11 protein-coding genes are annotated in these 16021 nt (G+C 73.0%); 9 read left to right on the forward strand and 2 right to left on the reverse strand.

The features are described 5' to 3' along the window. Positions 1 to 73: 73 nt before the first annotated feature. The 3 genes from coaBC to ACLJT4_RS25430 all read left to right on the forward strand — a co-directional run bounded on the left by coaBC (position 74) and on the right by ACLJT4_RS25430 (position 5032). Positions 74 to 1303 carry a bifunctional phosphopantothenoylcysteine decarboxylase/phosphopantothenate--cysteine ligase CoaBC gene (coaBC, locus tag ACLJT4_RS25420; protein WP_233659728.1) on the forward strand — a complete coding sequence of 410 codons (1230 nt, stop codon included), beginning with the start codon at positions 74 to 76 and terminating at the stop codon, positions 1301 to 1303. Between the two features lie 273 nt (positions 1304 to 1576). After that, a complete protein-coding gene (gene metK / locus ACLJT4_RS25425; RefSeq protein ID WP_411125492.1) occupies positions 1577 to 2785 on the forward strand; it encodes a methionine adenosyltransferase in 1209 nt (402 codons plus the stop codon). A 117-nt stretch (positions 2786 to 2902) separates the two neighbouring features. Further along, positions 2903 to 5032 carry a primosomal protein N' gene (locus tag ACLJT4_RS25430; protein WP_411125494.1) on the forward strand — a complete coding sequence of 710 codons (2130 nt, stop codon included), beginning with the start codon at positions 2903 to 2905 and terminating at the stop codon, positions 5030 to 5032. A 149-nt stretch (positions 5033 to 5181) separates the two neighbouring features. Here the strand turns inward: ACLJT4_RS25430 and ACLJT4_RS25435 are convergent, their stop codons facing one another. Next, the gene (locus ACLJT4_RS25435) at positions 5182 to 5727 is read right to left on the reverse strand and encodes a hypothetical protein (protein WP_411125496.1); all 546 of its coding nucleotides are present in this window, start codon (positions 5725 to 5727) and stop codon (positions 5182 to 5184) included. A 249-nt stretch (positions 5728 to 5976) separates the two neighbouring features. On the opposite strand from ACLJT4_RS25435, the gene fmt reads away from it, so the two are divergent. The 3 genes from fmt (at position 5977) to ACLJT4_RS25450 (ending at position 8979) form a co-directional block, all read left to right on the forward strand. Further along, positions 5977 to 6915 carry a methionyl-tRNA formyltransferase gene (gene fmt / locus ACLJT4_RS25440; protein WP_053163752.1) on the forward strand — a complete coding sequence of 313 codons (939 nt, stop codon included), beginning with the start codon at positions 5977 to 5979 and terminating at the stop codon, positions 6913 to 6915. Positions 6916 to 7019: 104 nt separating this feature from the next. Continuing rightward, the gene (locus ACLJT4_RS25445; RefSeq protein ID WP_411125498.1) at positions 7020 to 8459 is read left to right on the forward strand and encodes an RsmB/NOP family class I SAM-dependent RNA methyltransferase; all 1440 of its coding nucleotides are present in this window, start codon (positions 7020 to 7022) and stop codon (positions 8457 to 8459) included. Positions 8460 to 8622: 163 nt separating this feature from the next. Beyond that, positions 8623 to 8979, forward strand: coding sequence for a hypothetical protein (locus ACLJT4_RS25450; RefSeq protein ID WP_411125500.1), 357 nt, complete (start codon positions 8623 to 8625; stop codon positions 8977 to 8979). A gap of 61 nt (positions 8980 to 9040) precedes the next feature. Here ACLJT4_RS25450 and ACLJT4_RS25455 read toward each other — a convergent pair whose 3' ends face one another. Beyond that, the gene (locus ACLJT4_RS25455) at positions 9041 to 10288 is read right to left on the reverse strand and encodes a hypothetical protein (RefSeq protein ID WP_411125502.1); all 1248 of its coding nucleotides are present in this window, start codon (positions 10286 to 10288) and stop codon (positions 9041 to 9043) included. A 633-nt stretch (positions 10289 to 10921) separates the two neighbouring features. Here ACLJT4_RS25455 and ACLJT4_RS25460 point away from each other — a divergent pair. The 3 genes from ACLJT4_RS25460 to ACLJT4_RS25470 are packed head-to-tail and all read left to right on the forward strand — an operon-like array spanning position 10922 to position 15947. After that, positions 10922 to 11656, forward strand: a complete 735-nt coding sequence (locus ACLJT4_RS25460) for a WXG100 family type VII secretion target (protein WP_411125504.1) — start codon at positions 10922 to 10924, stop codon at positions 11654 to 11656. Further along, positions 11653 to 15489, forward strand: coding sequence for an RHS repeat-associated core domain-containing protein (locus ACLJT4_RS25465; RefSeq protein WP_411125506.1), 3837 nt, complete (start codon positions 11653 to 11655; stop codon positions 15487 to 15489). Before ACLJT4_RS25460 ends, ACLJT4_RS25465 begins: the two co-directional genes overlap by 4 nt. Continuing rightward, positions 15486 to 15947, forward strand: coding sequence for an SUKH-3 domain-containing protein (locus ACLJT4_RS25470; protein ID WP_411125508.1), 462 nt, complete (start codon positions 15486 to 15488; stop codon positions 15945 to 15947). The genes ACLJT4_RS25465 and ACLJT4_RS25470 overlap by 4 nt, the downstream gene beginning before the upstream one ends. Positions 15948 to 16021: the final 74 nt, after the last annotated feature.

Below are 16021 nucleotides of genomic sequence, written 5' to 3' on the forward strand. Positions count from 1 at the left end.
GGCCCTTGGTGCGTCACGAGGGCATAGGTTGAGGGACATGCGTTCGGTCCGAGGCTCGGGGAGCGGGGAAACGATGGACAAGCGGGAGCGGCCCAGGGTCGTCCTGGGGGTCAGTGGCGGGATCGCCGCCTACAAGGCGTGCGAGCTGCTGCGCCGGCTCACGGAGTCCGGCCACGACGTGCGCGTGGTGCCGACCGCCTCGGCGCTGCACTTCGTCGGCGAGGCCACCTGGTCGGCGCTGTCCGGCAACCCGGCCGGCACCGAGGTCTGGGAGTCCGTCCACGAGGTCCCGCACGTCCGCATCGGCCAGGCCGCCGACCTCGTCGTGGTCGCCCCGGCCACCGCGGACATGCTGGCCAAGGCGGCCCACGGCCTCGCCGACGACCTGCTGACCAACACCCTGCTCACCGCCCGCTGCCCGGTGGTCTTCGCGCCCGCGATGCACACCGAGATGTGGGAGAACCCCGCCACCCAGGAGAACGTCGCCACGCTGCGGCGCCGCGGCGCGCTGGTCATCGAGCCCGCCGTGGGCCGGCTCACCGGCGTCGACACCGGCAAGGGCCGCTTCCCGGACCCGGTGGAGATCTTCGACCTGTGCCGCCAGGTGCTGGCCCGGGGAGCCGAGGGCCTGTCACAGGACCTCGCCGGCCGGCACGTCGTGGTCAGCGCGGGCGGCACCCGGGAGCCGCTGGACCCGGTGCGCTTCCTGGGCAACCGCTCGTCCGGTAAGCAGGGCTACGCCCTCGCCCGGACCGCCGCGGCCCGGGGCGCCCGGGTCACGCTGGTCGCCGGCGACACCGCGCTGCCCGACCCGGCCGGCGTGGACGTGATCCACATCGGCACCGCCCGGCAGCTGCGCGAGGCGGTGCTGAAGGCCGCGGCGGACGCCGACGCGGTGGTGATGGCCGCCGCGGTGGCCGACTTCCGGCCCGCCGTCTACGCCACCGGCAAGATCAAGAAGCGGGAGGGACAGGAGCCGGAACCCGTCACCCTGGTACGGAATCCGGACATCCTTGCGGAGCTCTCCGCGGACCGGGCCCGCCCTGGACAGCTGGTCGTCGGCTTCGCCGCCGAGACTGACGACGTCCTCGCCAACGGCCGGGCCAAGCTCGCCCGCAAGGGCTGCGACCTCCTGGTCGTCAACGAGGTCGGCGAGCACAAGACCTTCGGTTCGGCCGAGAACGAGGCCGTGATCCTGGCCACGGACGGTACCGAGACCCCCGTGCCCCACGGCCCGAAGGAAGCCCTCGCCGACACCGTGTGGGACCTGGTCATCGCCCGTCTGGACCAGCCCCGACCCTGACCGGTCACCCCGCTGGAGGAGCCCCGGAGCGGGATGCCGAGGCTCCTCGCCGACCCCCGAAAATCGGCGTGCCCCCTTGACCCGGCTGATTCTCAAGGTGATCGTCACTACCGTGAGGCAGTGGTGTCCCAGGTCACGGGGGTTCCATAAATCGAGACTGGGTGCCCGAGCGCCACATTCGACCGATAAACTGGCAGTGGATTTGGCCGAGCGCAGCTCTCGGCCGTTCCGCTAAGTGATCAGCCAGCAGCCGCTGCAACCCCAGGGAGCGATGTGTCCCGCCGCCTGTTTACCTCGGAATCCGTCACCGAGGGCCACCCCGACAAGATCGCTGACCAGATCAGCGACACCATTCTCGACGCACTCCTCAAGGAGGACCCGACGTCCCGGGTCGCCGTGGAGACGTTGATCACCACCGGCCTGGTGCACGTGGCCGGCGAGGTGACGACCAAGGCGTACGCCGACATCCCCAACCTCGTCCGGAACAAGATCCTGGAGATCGGTTACGACTCCTCGAAGAAGGGCTTCGACGGCGCCTCCTGCGGCGTCTCGGTGTCCATCGGGGCGCAGTCGCCGGACATCGCCCAGGGTGTCGACACCGCTTACGAGAACCGCGTCGAAGGCGACGACGACGAGCTGGACCGGCAGGGCGCGGGCGACCAGGGCCTGATGTTCGGGTTCGCCTGCGACGAGACCCCCGAGCTCATGCCGCTCCCGATCTACCTGGCGCACCGCCTCTCGCGCCGGCTGTCGGAGGTCCGCAAGAACGGGACCATCCCCTACCTCCGCCCCGACGGCAAGACCCAGGTCACCGTCGAGTACGACGGCAACAAGGCGGTCCGCCTCGACACCGTGGTGGTCTCCTCCCAGCACGCCAGCGACATCGACCTGGACTCGCTGCTCGCGCCCGACATCCGCGAGTTCGTCGTCGAGCACGTCCTCAACCAGCTCGTCGAGGACGGCATCAAGCTGGACACCGACGACTACCGTCTGCTGGTCAACCCGACCGGGCGGTTCGAGATCGGTGGCCCGATGGGCGACGCCGGCCTGACCGGCCGCAAGATCATCATCGACACCTACGGCGGCATGGCCCGTCACGGCGGCGGTGCGTTCTCCGGCAAGGACCCGTCCAAGGTCGACCGCTCCGCGGCGTACGCGATGCGCTGGGTGGCGAAGAACGTCGTCGCCGCCGGCCTCGCCTCGCGCTGCGAGGTCCAGGTCGCCTACGCGATCGGCAAGGCCGAGCCGGTCGGTCTGTTCGTGGAGACCTTCGGCACCAACGCGGTCGACACCGAGAAGATCGAGCAGGCCATCGGCGAGGTCTTCGACCTCCGCCCGGCCGCGATCATCCGCGACCTCGACCTGCTCCGCCCGATCTACTCCCAGACCGCCGCCTACGGCCACTTCGGCCGTGAGCTGGAGGACTTCACCTGGGAGCGCACCGACCGGGTGGACGCCCTCCGCAAGGCCACGGGCCTGTAAGAAGGCGCCGCACCGCCAGGGCTTTCCCCCGAGGGCCCCGGACCGTTGGACGGTCCGGGGCCCTCGGGCTTTCCCGGGGCCGGCCGCTGTCGGTGGCGTCTGCTAAGACTGGATGCTGTGAGCAGGGAGAACGGGCGGGATCCGGGGGAGCAGGGCGAGCAGCTGGCCCTGATCCGGGAGACCGTGCGGGAGACGAAGGCGGAGCGGGCCAAGCCGCGCACGTGGCGGGGGGCCGCGCTGGCGCCGGAGCTGCCGGTGGCGCGGGTCCTCGTCGACAAGGGGCTGGTCCACCTCGACCGGTTCTTCGACTACGCGGTGCCGGCCGCGATGGACGCGGAGGCCCGGCCCGGGGTGCGGGTCCGGGTGCGGTTCGGTGCGGGGGAGAAGGGCGGTCGGCGCGAGGGCGGCCGGCTGGTCAGCGGCTTCATCGTGGCGCGGGTGGCGGAGAGCGAGTTCCGGGGGGTGTTGGCGCCGATCGCTCAGGTGCTCTCCCCGGAGCCGGTGCTGAGTTCGGAGCTGCTGGCGCTGTGCCGGGCGGTCGCCGACCGCTACGCCGGATCGCTGGCGGACGTGGTGCAGCTGGCGGTGCCGCCGCGCCGGGCCCGGGTCGAGGCCGAGTCGTCCCCCGATCCGCTGCCCCCCAACGCCCCACCGGATCCCGGGAGTTGGGAGCGCTACGGAGCCGGTCCCGGTTTCCTGACGGCACTGGCGCGGGGGGACGCGCCGCGGGCGGTGTGGACGGCGCTGCCCGGACCGACCTGGCCGGACGAACTGGCGCGGGCGGCGGCCGCGGCGCTCGCCGGCGGGCGCGGGGCCCTGGTGGTGGTGCCCGACGGCCGGGCCGCGGCCCGGGTGGACGCGGCGCTCGGCGCCCTGGTCGGGCCCGGCCGGCACGTGGTGCTGACGGCCGAGTGCGGGCCCGAGGAGCGGTACCGGCGCTGGTTGGCGGTCAGCCGGGGCGCGGTGCGCGCGGTGATCGGGACGCGCGCCGCGATGTTCGCCCCGGTGGCCGGGCTGGGGCTGGTCGCGCTCTGGGACGACGGCGACGGCAGCCACAGCGATCCGCACGCCCCCCAGCCGCACGCCCGGGAAGTGCTCCTGCAACGCGCGGTCGGCGAGCGGGCCGGATTCCTGCTGGGCGGGCTGAGCTGCACGGTCGAGGCGGCGCAACTGGTCGAGACCGGCTGGGCCCGGCCGCTGGCCGCCGACCGGGAACGGGTGCGGGCCGCCGCCCCCCTGGTGCGCACGATCGGTGACGGCGACGAGGCCCGGGACGCCGCGGCGCGCGCGGCCCGGCTGCCCTCCATGGCCTGGCAGTTGGTGCGGGACGGGCTCACCCGAGGGCCGGTGCTGGTGCAGGTGCCCCGGCGCGGCTACGCCCCCCGACTGGCCTGCGAACGGTGCCGGGAACCAGCCCGCTGTCGAGCCTGCGCCGGTCCGTTGGAGGCGCGCGCGGCGGGCGAGTTGGCCTGTGCCTGGTGCGGCCGCGAGGAGTCGGACTGGCACTGCGCGGAGTGCGGCGGAGCCCGGCTGCGGGCGCAGATCGTCGGGGCCCGTCGGACGGCGGAGGAGCTGGGCCGCGCCTTCCCGTCGGTTCCGGTGCGCACGTCGGGGCGCGACCACGTCCTGGCGTCGGTGCCCGCCACCCCCGCGCTGGTGGTGAGCACCCCCGGCGCCGAACCGGTCGCCGAGGGCGAGGGCTATGCCGCCGCGCTGCTGCTGGACGGCTGGGCGTTGCTGGGCCGGCCGGACCTGCGGGCCGGGGAGGAGGCGCTGCGCCGTTGGCTGGGGGCGGCCGCCCTGGTCCGTGGCCAGGCGGCGGGCGGCGCGGTCGCGGTGATCGCCGAGCCGACGTTGCGGCCGGTCCAGGCGCTGGTGCGCTGGGACCCGGTCGGCCATGCGGTGCGTGAGTTGGCGGAGCGGGCGGAGCTGGGGTTTCCACCGGTGTCGCGGATGGCTGCGGTGGCGGGGCGGTCCGACGACGTGGCCGGTCTGCTGGGGGCCGCCGAGCTCCCGGCGGGGGCCGAGGTGCTGGGCCCGGTGCCGCTGCCGGTGCCGGATCCCGGGCGACCGCGGCGGCCGGGGGATCCCCCGCCGGGCGAGGTGTGGGAGCGCGCGCTGGTCCGGGTGCGTCCGGGGCAGGGCGCGGCGCTGGCGGCGGCGCTGAAGGCCGCGCGGGCGGCCCGGCTGGTCAAGCGGGAGGGCGAGGCGGTGCGGGTGCGGATCGATCCGCCGGACCTGGGCTGAGCCGGTCCGCGGGATCCTTGCCGCGGTGCCGTTCGGGGTGTCGGCCGGGTGTCCGCGCGTCGGCGGGGAGCGTCGCCCCGGGACCGTGGTCGGCGGGCGGTCCCGGGTTCCGGGGCGGGGCGACGTCGGGGGAGTCCGGGGGTGCGGCGTCAGCCGTTGCGGGGGCCGGGGAAGGCGCCGGGGCGGGCCTCTTCGCGGGAGGCGGCGGAGGGCTGGGTGGGCATGGTGCGGGCGGCGGGGACGGCCGGCGTCCCGGTCAGGCCGCCGGCCATGCTGACCGCGCGGGCGGCCGGGGCGTCGGCGGGGCGCACCGCGCTCTCGCCGGCGTCGCCGGACTGCTGGGCGGTGGCCCGCCGGGCGCCGTAACGGCGGTGCACCGCCTGCTTGGTGACGCCGAGTGCGGAGCCCACCGCGTCCCAGGAGAAGCCCAGCGAGCGGTCGAAGTCGACGGCCGCGGTGACGAGCGTCTCGACGCTGTCGCGCAGCTCTTGGGCGAGTCGCACGGTGGGGGCGGGCGCCCGTCCGTAGACGACGAAGCCCGCGGAGGGGCCCGTGCGGCGCGGCCGGTAGACGTTGCCGAGCTGTGCGGTGAGCGTGCGCAGGGCGTCCACCTGCCGGCGGACCCGCTCGATGTCCCGCACCAGGAGATGCAGGCTGGCGCGCGCCTGGGCGTCGTGGGTTGCGTGGTCGGCCATGAGCAAGCCTCTCGAACCGGCGTGGAAAGGATGGGTGAAAGCGTTCGGGCCGCCAAAGCGGCCCGGAATCGGTCAATGCTGTTTGACCAACGCGTCAGGAGCGGCTCTGGTCACGGTGCAGGGGCGTACGAGCGTGTGCGCGGGGCGCGGGCGACTTCGCACGCCCCCCGGTGTTCCGGCCCATGACCTGCGTCAAGGCCCCTAGACTGGTGCGTCGTTCCGCAGCGTGTGAGAGGTAGTCCGTCACCCATGAGGCTTGTCTTCGCCGGCACCCCCGAGGTCGCCGTACCCGCCCTCGATGCCCTGATCGCCTCGGACCGGCACGAGGTGGTGGCCGTCGTGACCCGGCCCGACGCGCCGGCCGGACGGGGCCGCCGGTTGGTGGCCAGCCCGGTCGCGGAGCGCGCGGAGGAGGCGGGCATCGAGGTGCTCAAGCCCGTCAAGCCGCGGGACGAGGACTTCCTCGCCCGGCTGCGCGAGATCGCGCCGGACTGCTGTCCGGTGGTCGCCTACGGTGCGCTGCTGCCCCAGGTGGCGCTGGACGTCCCGACGCACGGCTGGGTCAACCTGCACTTCTCGCTGCTGCCGGCGTGGCGGGGCGCGGCGCCCGTGCAGCACGCGGTGCTGGCCGGTGACGAGATCACCGGCGCCACCACCTTCCAGATCGAACGGGGGCTGGACTCCGGCCCGGTGTACGGGGTGCTCACCGAGGAGGTCCGGCCGACGGACACCAGCGGGGATCTGCTGACCCGGCTGGCGTTCGCCGGTTCCGGGCTGCTCGTCGCCACGATGGACGGCATCGAGGACGGCAGCCTCAAGCCGGTGCCGCAGCCGGCGGAGGGGGTCACCCTGGCCCCGAAGATCGAGGTGGCGGACGCCCGGATCGACTGGACGGCACCGGCCCTGCGGGTGGACCGGGTGGTCCGCGGTTGTGCGCCGGCGCCCGGCGCCTGGACGGTCTTCCGCGGCGAGCGGCTCAAGGTGATGGCGGCCGCCCCGGTTGCCGGGTACGACGGGTCGGCCCTGCCGGCGGGCGAACTCGCCGTCACCAAGAAGTCGGTGCACGTGGGCACCGGCAGCCACCCCGTGCAGCTGCTCTGGGTCCAGCCGCAGGGCAAGAAGCCGATGCAGGCCGCGGACTGGGCGCGCGGGGTGCGGATCGCCGACGGGGAGCAGCTGGGCGACTGACCGGGGGCGCGGTGCGTGCGCGGGGCGGCCGCGTGCGTGGCGCTGGTACGGGCCCGCGTAGGCTGGGGAGCATCCCCGTCCCGTACACCCGGAGCACCTTTTCTGTGAGTCAGCAGCCGCCGCGTCGCCACGGCACCCGCAAGCCCTACCGCCGCCCGACGAAGGACCCGGTCCGGGTCCTCGCGTTCGAGGCACTGCGGGCGGTGGACGAGCGGGACGCATACGCCAACCTGGTCCTGCCACCGCTGTTGCGCAAGGCGCGGGCGGCCGGCGACTTCGACGCCCGGGACGCGGCGCTGGCCACCGAGCTGGTCTACGGGTCGCTGCGCCGCCAGGGCACCTACGACGCGATCCTGGCGCAGTGCGTGGATCGGCCGCTGCGCGAGGTGGACCCGCCGGTGCTCGACGTGCTGACGCTCGGTGCGCACCAACTGCTCGGCACCCGGATCCCGCCGCACGCCGCGGTCAGCGCCACCGTCGACCTGGCCCGGGTGGTGCTGGGCGACGGCCGGGCGAAGTTCGTCAACGCGGTGCTGCGCAAGCTCACCGCGCACGACCTGGACGGTTGGCTGGAGCGGGTCGCCCCGGAGTACGACGAGGACCCCGAGGACCATCTGGGCGTTGTGCACGCCCATCCGCGCTGGGTCGTCTCCGCGCTCTGGGACGCCTTGGGCGGTGGGCGCGCGGGCATCGAGGAGTTGTTGGCGGCCGACAACGAGCGCCCCGAGGTGACGTTGGTGGCACGGCCCGGTCGGGCCACCGCCGAGGAACTGCTCGCGGCCGCCGGCGAGGACGGCGCGGTGCCCGGCCGGTGGTCGCCGTACGCGGTCCGGCTGGCCGAGGGCGGCGAGCCGGGCGCGTTGGACGCGGTGCGCGAGGGGCGCGCGGGTGTGCAGGACGAGGGCAGCCAGTTGGTCGCGTTGGCGCTGGCCGCCGCGCCGTTGGACGGCCCGGACCGCACGTGGTTGGACGGCTGCGCGGGCCCGGGCGGCAAGGCGGCGCTGCTGGGCGCGTTGGCGGCGCAGCGGGGCGCGGCGCTGGTGGCGTCGGAGAAGCAGCCGCACCGGGCGCGGTTGGTGGCCCGGTCGCTGGACGGCAATCCCGGTCCGTACGCGGTGATCGCCGCCGACGGCACCCGTCCGGCGTGGCGGCCGGGGGCCTTCGACCGGGTGCTGGTGGACGTGCCGTGCACCGGTCTGGGCGCGCTGCGCCGTCGGCCCGAGGCGCGTTGGCGCCGCCGCCCGGAGGACCTGGACGGTTTCGCGCCGCTCCAGCGGGAGCTGCTGCGGCAGGCACTGGCGGCGGTGCGGGTCGGCGGTGTGGTGGGCTATGCGACCTGCTCGCCGCATCCGGCGGAGACCCGGGCCGTGGTGGAGGACGTTCTGAAGGGCCGCGGGGGTCCGGCGGCCGAGGCCGAGTGGATCGACGCGCGACCGCTGATGGCGGGCGTGCCGGAGCTCGGCGACGGGCCGGACGTCCAGCTGTGGCCGCATCTGCACGGGACCGACGCGATGTACCTGGCGCTGCTGCGCCGGACCGCCTGACGGTCGGCGGCCGGGCGGCCGTCCCGGTGCGGGGGACCCTCGCACGTAGGGGGCGGACGCCCGGGGACACCGGCGGCGTGCGCGGGAGGCCGCCCCTCGGGCGGTTCCCCGCGGCGGAAAAATCCGGTTCGTTGAGGAAACGCGGCCCGGATACGGTGCGGGAATGAGAGATCCCCTGCCCGCCGACGTGGCCGAGGTGCTCGGTGTGCTGCTCGGTGGCGACGACCCCGTTCACGTGGCGCTCCGCGACCAGGTGCCGCATCTGCGCGTGTACGGGCGCTGTGAGTGCGGGTGCGGCACGGCCTACTTCGGCGTCGACGACACCGCGGTCGGGGCGGCGCCGTCCGGGCCGGGCACGAAGGTGGTGGCCTCGGCCACGATCCGCACCGAATCCGGCGGGTTTCCCGGCGAGGTGGTGCTCTTCGCCCAGGCCGGCTACCTGTCGTGGCTGGAGGTCTGCTCCTGGAGCGACGACATCGAGGTGACGCTGGCCGTGGCGCAACGGACGCTGCGCGGCTGACGCCGCTCCTGCCGTCCCGTCCCGTCCCTTCGTGCCGTGGCCGGCGGCCGAGCGTGTCGGCTCAGCGGGTGGAGTCGAAGGCACGCACCACCTGCGGCAGGGCCTTGAGGACCGTCGCGGAGTGGTCGAGCCGCCCGACGTCGGTGAGTCGCTGGTCCGCGCCGTGGGCCGTCAGTTGACGTTGGCAGTGCAGGGAGTTGGCGAAGGCGACGTCCTTGTCGCCCTTGGCGTGGAAGAGGCGGACCGGGACGTCGGGCCGCCAGTCACAGGTGTTGTCCATCACCCGCAGTTTCCGTCGCAGCGTCCCCGTGGGGTGGCGCACCTGCTGGAGGAACGCCTCGGTGAACAGGCGCTTGGAGGTCGGGGGCAGCGCGGCCGCGATCTGCGACGCCTGGTGGTCGCCGTCGAAGAGCGTCTCCACTGACGTGGCGTAGGGCGCACGGAACGCCTGGTCGGTCGTGGCGTACAGGCCGTACATCCGGTTCCACGCGGTGACGAAGTAGGCGAGGTAGAGCGACGACCGGGCGACCTCGTCGGCTGCCGCGGCGGCTTCGAAACGGCTCAGGTCGAACGGGCCGGCGATCGGGGCCAGGGCACCGGGACGAAAATGCGGGTCAACGCCCTGTTGCAGGGCCCGACCGACCAGCATCGTGGCGGGCCCGCCCTGGGAGAACCCGCTGACCAGCACGCGCTCGTCGAGGTCGCGACCGTTCCGCCGGGCGAAGGCGCGGGCCGCCCGCAGCGCGTCCAGCGAAGCGTTGACGGTGGCCTCCGGGTCCCCGTAGGGATGGATCCCGGGGCCCTTTCCGAGACCGAGGTAGTCCGGTGCGGAGACCGCGCGGCCGGTGGAGGCGAAGAGCAACGCCGTGGTCCGGTCGGGCGACGCGTCGTTCACCGAGGCGACCTCTCCCCGGTACACCTCCGTGCCGTGCAGCCAGGACACCGCCGTGAGGTCGCGGTCGCCGCTCTTCGGCATCGCGACCAACTCGCTGGCCGTGGTGGGTTTTCCCGTGCCGTCCAGGGTGCGGTACACGATCCGGTGGGCGCGCACGCCGTAGCGGGCCCGTGCCGGGTCGATGCCGGCCTTCGTCAGGCGCGCCACGACCTGTTGGGCGTCGAGGTCCGCCACGGGGGTCGCGGAGAGCACCGCGCCGCGTGCCGCGGGCGGCCGGGACCCGGTCGGTGCGGCGGGGGAGGCGGAGCGCTGACGGCCGTCGCCGCACCCTGCCGCCGTCAGCATGGCAACGGCGCACACGAGGGCGAGGGCGACGGGCTTGGTCGATCTCTTGCGGAGCCGGGAAACGTTCATGCCGGCACTCTGTCGTTCCCGGCAGGCCCGGCGCATGGGGGCGAACACCCTTTTCGGCAGGGGGATTTCCCCACCCGCGATCGTCGGGCGGGCCGGGCGGCGTCAGCCTGGCCGGAACGGGCCGCCAGGGGGCAATGACGTGCCGAAGGCTTGGAAGAGGACGTGGAAGGGAGGTCAACGAATTGCGGGCGCCGTGCGCGAAAGCCGCGTCAAGTTTGGTCAACTGCGCTGTCGTGGAGCGGTGGAGACGGCGACCGGATCGCCGGCCGTTGGTCGTGGCATCCGTTGCGGCAGGGGTGAAATTCCTTTTCCGCTTTGGTGGTTCGTCCTCGGGCCCGGATGACGGACCTGCTTCCTCGTGGCAGGGGCGGGCCGGGTGTCCCGTTCGCCGTGGGGGTTCGCCAGTGCGCGCCGGATGACCTGGCGTTCCCGTGCGGTCGACGGAACGTGGTCGTCCGGGCCCTCGTGCTCGCGCTCCGGCCCGACGGTGGCGAGCCGGCGGAGATCCGACGGTCGTGATCCTGACGACTGGGGGCATTCATGACGGTTCCCTGGACGCGCTTTTGCCCGTTCGTTGCTGCCCCTTGAGGAGACTCTGATGAGCTGTCGCAGATATGACCAGGGGGAATGCGCATGGCGATCGAGCTGCCGGACGAGGTGGTGACGTTCCTTCAGTTCGTCGGGGTGAACTGGCCGAGCGTCAATGAGGACAAGGTCCGTGAATTCGCGTCCCACGTGAGGGATTTCGCGCAGAAGCTGGATGAGACGCACAAGGACTCTACGTCGACGATCCACCAGTTGGCCGAGGTGTATCAGGGGGCGTCGTACGAGGCGTTGTTGGCCAAGTGGGGGCAGTTGTCGGACGGGCACATGACCGAGCTGGTCAATGCGTGTCAGACGGTGGCGACCGCGTTGGACCTCGCGGCGGACACGATCGTGGCGATGAAGGTCGAGGCGATTGCCGAGCTGATCGTGTTGGCGATCACGTTCGTGGCGGATCAGGCGGCTGCGGTGGTCACGTTCGGGATCGCGGAGGCGGCGGAGGCTCTGGTCATCGCGGCGGGCAAGAAGCTGATCACTTTCCTTGAGGACCAGTTGGAGCAGTACGTCATCGGGCAGGTCATCGAGGCGGCGATCAATCCCTTGGTGGAGGTGGTGGGCAAGGCGGTGAGCGGGATGGTCTTCCAGGCTGCCGAGTCCGCGCTGGGTGTCTCCGGTGGGGGCGGCGGGGGTGGTACGGGGGAGGGCTTCTCCATTCACCCGGAGGAGTTGCACAAGCGCGCCGAGGTGTTGCGTGGGCATGCGCGGACGGTGGCGTCGCACGCCGCCGATTTCGAGTCGAAGGCTGCGGGGGTGAGTTTCGAGTGAGCAATCGGATCGTCAAGGCGCTGGAGGGCGGCGCCGAGAAGCTGGGCAAGACCATCGCGAAGGATGCGAGCAAGGCTGTTCAGGATCTGTATCACGGGGCGGGGGACCGGCTGAAGAAGGTCGCCACCAACCACGCCGAGAACGACGCCAAGCACGCCTCCGAACTCGACAAGCTCCTCAAGGGCGGCAAGGAGGACATGCCGCGCGCCCCGCACACCACGGGCGGCGGCGGCCGTTCCGGCGGCCCCAAGTCGTCCGGGGGTCGCGGCCGCGGCCGTGCGCAGGCGGACAACCCGCGCGAGGCCGGTCGCCCGAAGGACTCCGTGTGCCAGGGCGGCGAGCCGGTCGACATGGCGACGGGCCGGATGTTCATCGAGCAGACGGACGTCTCGCTCCCCGGCGCGCTGGCCCTGCTGTTCACGCGCTCCTTCGAGTCGGGCTACCAGGCCGGACGGTGGATGGGTCCGCACTGGGCCTGCACCTTCGACGAGCGGCTGGAGATCGACGAGGACGGCGTGGTCCACCTGAGCGCCGACCGTACGGCGCAGGTGTACCCGCACCCGACCGCCGACGAACCCACCCAGGCGTCGGCCGGTGCCCGCCTCGACCTCGACGTCGACGAGCTGACCGGCGACTACTGCCTGACGGACGTCACCACCGGCCTGGTCCGCGAGTTCACCCGCCGGCCCGACGGCGAAACGGCCCTGCTGACCGCGATCCGCGACCAGGCGGACCACCGCGTCGACTTCGCCTACGACGCCGACGGCACGCCGTCGAGCATGACCCACTCCTGCGGCTACCGCCTCCTGGTCACCACCGATGCGGGCCGGATCACCGCCCTGCACCTGGCCGGGGCGGGCGAGGACGGCCAGGACGTCCTGCTGACCCGCTACGGCTACGCCGACGGCCACCTGACCGAGGTCTACAACTCCTCCGGCCGGCCGCTGGTGTTCGCCAACGACGCCCAGGGCCGCATCCTGTCCTGGACCGACCGCAACGGCACCCGCTACCTCTACACCTACGACGCGCTCGACCGGGTCGTGGAGGAGGGCGGGGCGGACGGTTCGCTCAGGTTCCGCTTCGCGTACGGCGAGCCCGACCCGGTCACCGGCCTCAAGGTCCACTCCGAGACGGACGCGCTCGGCCACACCACCCGCTACGAGATCAACGAGCACGCCCAGGTCGTCGCCGAGACCGACCCGCTCGGCAACACCACGCGCTTCGAGCGGGACGCGTTCGACAACCTGGTCTCCCGGACCGACCCGCTCGGGCGCACGACCCGTTTCGAGTACGACGACACGGGCAGTCCCGTCGCCGTCACCCGCCCGGACGGCGAGCGGTCCACCGCCAGCTACTTCGGCGCGGCGAGCCTCCCGACGCTGATCACCAGGCCGGGCGGGGTGACCTGGCGGCAGACCTTCGACGAGGCGGGGCGACGCACCTCGCTCACTGACCCCAACGGCACCACCACGCGCTACGGCTACGACGCGTCGGGACACCTAGCGTCCGTCACCGACGCCCTCGGCCACTCCACCCGCATCCGCTGCAACGCCGCCGGCCTGCCCGTCGAGGTCACCGACCGGGCCGGCGCCACCAGCCGCTACGAGCGCGACGCCTTCGGCCGCGTCACCGCCATCACCGACCAGGTGGGCGGCGTCACCCGGCTGACCTGGAGCGTCGAGGGAAGCCTCACCTCGTACGCGGCTCCTGACGGGAGCACCGAGTCGTGGGCCTACGACGACGAGGGCAACCTCCTCGCGCACACCGATCCGCTGGGCCGGCGCACCACCTTCGCGTACACGCCGTTCGAGACCCTCGCGGCCCGCACCGAGCCCGACGGCACCCGTCTGACCTTCAGCTACGACGCCAACATGCAACTCGTCGGCGTCACCAACACGCTCGGTCAGACCTGGAAGTACGTCTACGACGCCGCCGGCCAGCTGACAGCCGAGACCGACTTCCACGGTCGCAGCGTCCACTACCGGCTGGACGCCGCAGGTCAGTTGATCGCACGGACCAACCCGCTGGGCGAAGAGGTCGCGTTCCGCTACGACGTCCTCGGCCAGTTGGTGGAGAAGGACGCCGCGGGGGCCGTCACCAGCTACGCCTACGACCCCGCCGGCCACCTGCACCGCGCCAGCAGCCCCGACGTGGAACTGCTCCGCACCGTCGACGCCCTCGGCAACCTGGTCAGCGAGACCGTCAACGGCCGCACCCTCACCCACACCCGCGACGGCCTCGGCCGACGCACCGGGCGGACGACCCCCGGCGGCCACACCAGTTCCTGGACCTACGACCGGGCCGATCGCCGCACGTCCTTGACCACCTCGGCCGGTCGGTTGGAGTTCGCCTACGACGCCGCCGGCCGCGAGGTCGAGCGCACGTTGGGCGACCGCCTGACGCTGGCCAACTCCTGGGACGCCGAGCACCGTCTCACCGGCCAGGTCGTCCGGTCCCCGGGGTCGGTGCTCCAGCGCCGCAGCTACACCTACCGCGCCGACGGCATCCTCACCGGCGTCGACGACCAGCTCAACGGAGCCCGCTCCTTCGACGTCGACCCGGGCGGCCGCGTCACCTCCGTACAGGCCGCCGAGTGGACCGAGCGCTACGCCTACGACCCCGCGGGCAACCTCACCGAGGCGAACTGGCCCGCGTCCGGCTCCCGCGACGCGGCCGTCGGCACCCGGACATACGAGGGCACGCAGCTCACCTCGGCCGGCCGGGTCCGCTACGAGTACGACGCCGCCGGGCGCACCACGCTCCGCCAGGTCACGCGCCTGTCGAAGAAGCCGGCCACGTGGCGCTACGCCTGGGACGCCGAGGACCGCCTCGTCCACGTCACCACCCCCGACGGCGCCCACTGGCGGTACCACTACGACCCGTTCGGCCGGCGCACCGCCAAGGAGCGGCTGGGCGCGGACGGCAGCACCGTGGAGGAGCGGACCCACTTCACGTGGGACGGCCCGAACCTCGCCGAACAGACGACGTACGCGCCCTCCCTGCCCGGCCCGTACACCATGAGCTGGGACCACCGGGGGCTGCACCCGCTCGCCCAGACCGAGACCGTCACGCGCACCGCGACGGCCGAGGCGCCGCAGGACGAGATCGACCGCCGGTTCTTCGCCATCGTCACCGACCTCGTCGGCACTCCGACCGAACTCGTCGACACGGCCACCGACGCGATCGCCTGGCGGACCGTGCCCACCTTGTGGGGCAACACCAGTTGGGCGGCCGACAGCACCACCAGCACCCCGCTGCGCTTCCCCGGCCAGTACTTCGACCCCGAGACGGGCCTGCACTACAACCTCAACCGCTACTACGACCCCGAGACCGCCCGCTACGTCACCCCCGACCCGCTCGGCCTCAGCCCCGCTCCGAACCCCGACGCCTACGTCCACAACCCCCACACGTGGTGCGACCCGCTCGGCCTCATGCCGGCCGGGAACGACGGGCTCAAGAAGGAGCTGATGGACCTGGGGAAGAAGCGGGTCCAGCACGTGGGTGCGGGCCTGGGCGAGGGGGAGGAGGCGCCCGGCGCCTACGCCGTGGGCAAGGACCGCACCACCGGTAAGATCTACTACGGCGACAGCGGTCCCGAAACCGGCCACGAACAGGCGGTGACCGACGCGATGCCCAAGGAGTCGCACCACCCGTCCGGCCGGCCGCCGGGGGTGTGCGCCGAGCCGCGGATGTTCACCAATGCGATCAAGGACGGCGCCGATCCCAAGAACGTCGACCTGGTGACCGTCAACCCCAAGGGAAAGAAGTTCAAGATGTGCGCCAACTGCCAGACGTGGGTGCCCGACTTCGGCGGAGAGGTCATCACGGGGTGAGCGGGAACACCGAACGGCGGGGACTCGACGAACTGCGCAGCTCCCTCGCGGGCCGGGCGCGCTTCGAGATCCACCCGTCGGACATCGAGCAGGCGCGGCAGCGGTACGAGGAGGAGGGCTTCGAGTTCACCGCCGGCCTCCGGGAATTCCTGGAGACCTACGGCGAGTTCACCGTCACCTGGTCCTACCGCTTCGGCGAGACGTTCCTGACGACCTCGGTCGAGGAGACGATGGACTCGGCGCACTCGCTGCCGCGGAGCGTGGGGATCTTCGGCAAGCGGATCGGTGCTCCGGTCCTGCTCGTCGGCACGGCCACCGACACGCAGGAGGCGGTCCTGCTGGCCGAGGACGGCGACGTCTACCTGGCCGGCGACGCCGGAATCCAGCGGGTCGCCCACGGCTTCGACGCCGCGATCCGGGCGCTCGTCGAGGGCGAGTGGGACAAGACGTTCTTCTGAGTCGACGTCCGCCCCGGCGACCACCGGGGCGGACCGCTTCGCCTGCGTCCGAGAAGTCCACGAGTCGTGCCCGG

The organism is Streptomyces sp. x-19 (assembly GCF_046549115.1).
Taxonomy (GTDB): Bacteria; Actinomycetota; Actinomycetes; order Streptomycetales; family Streptomycetaceae; genus Streptomyces; species Streptomyces albulus_C.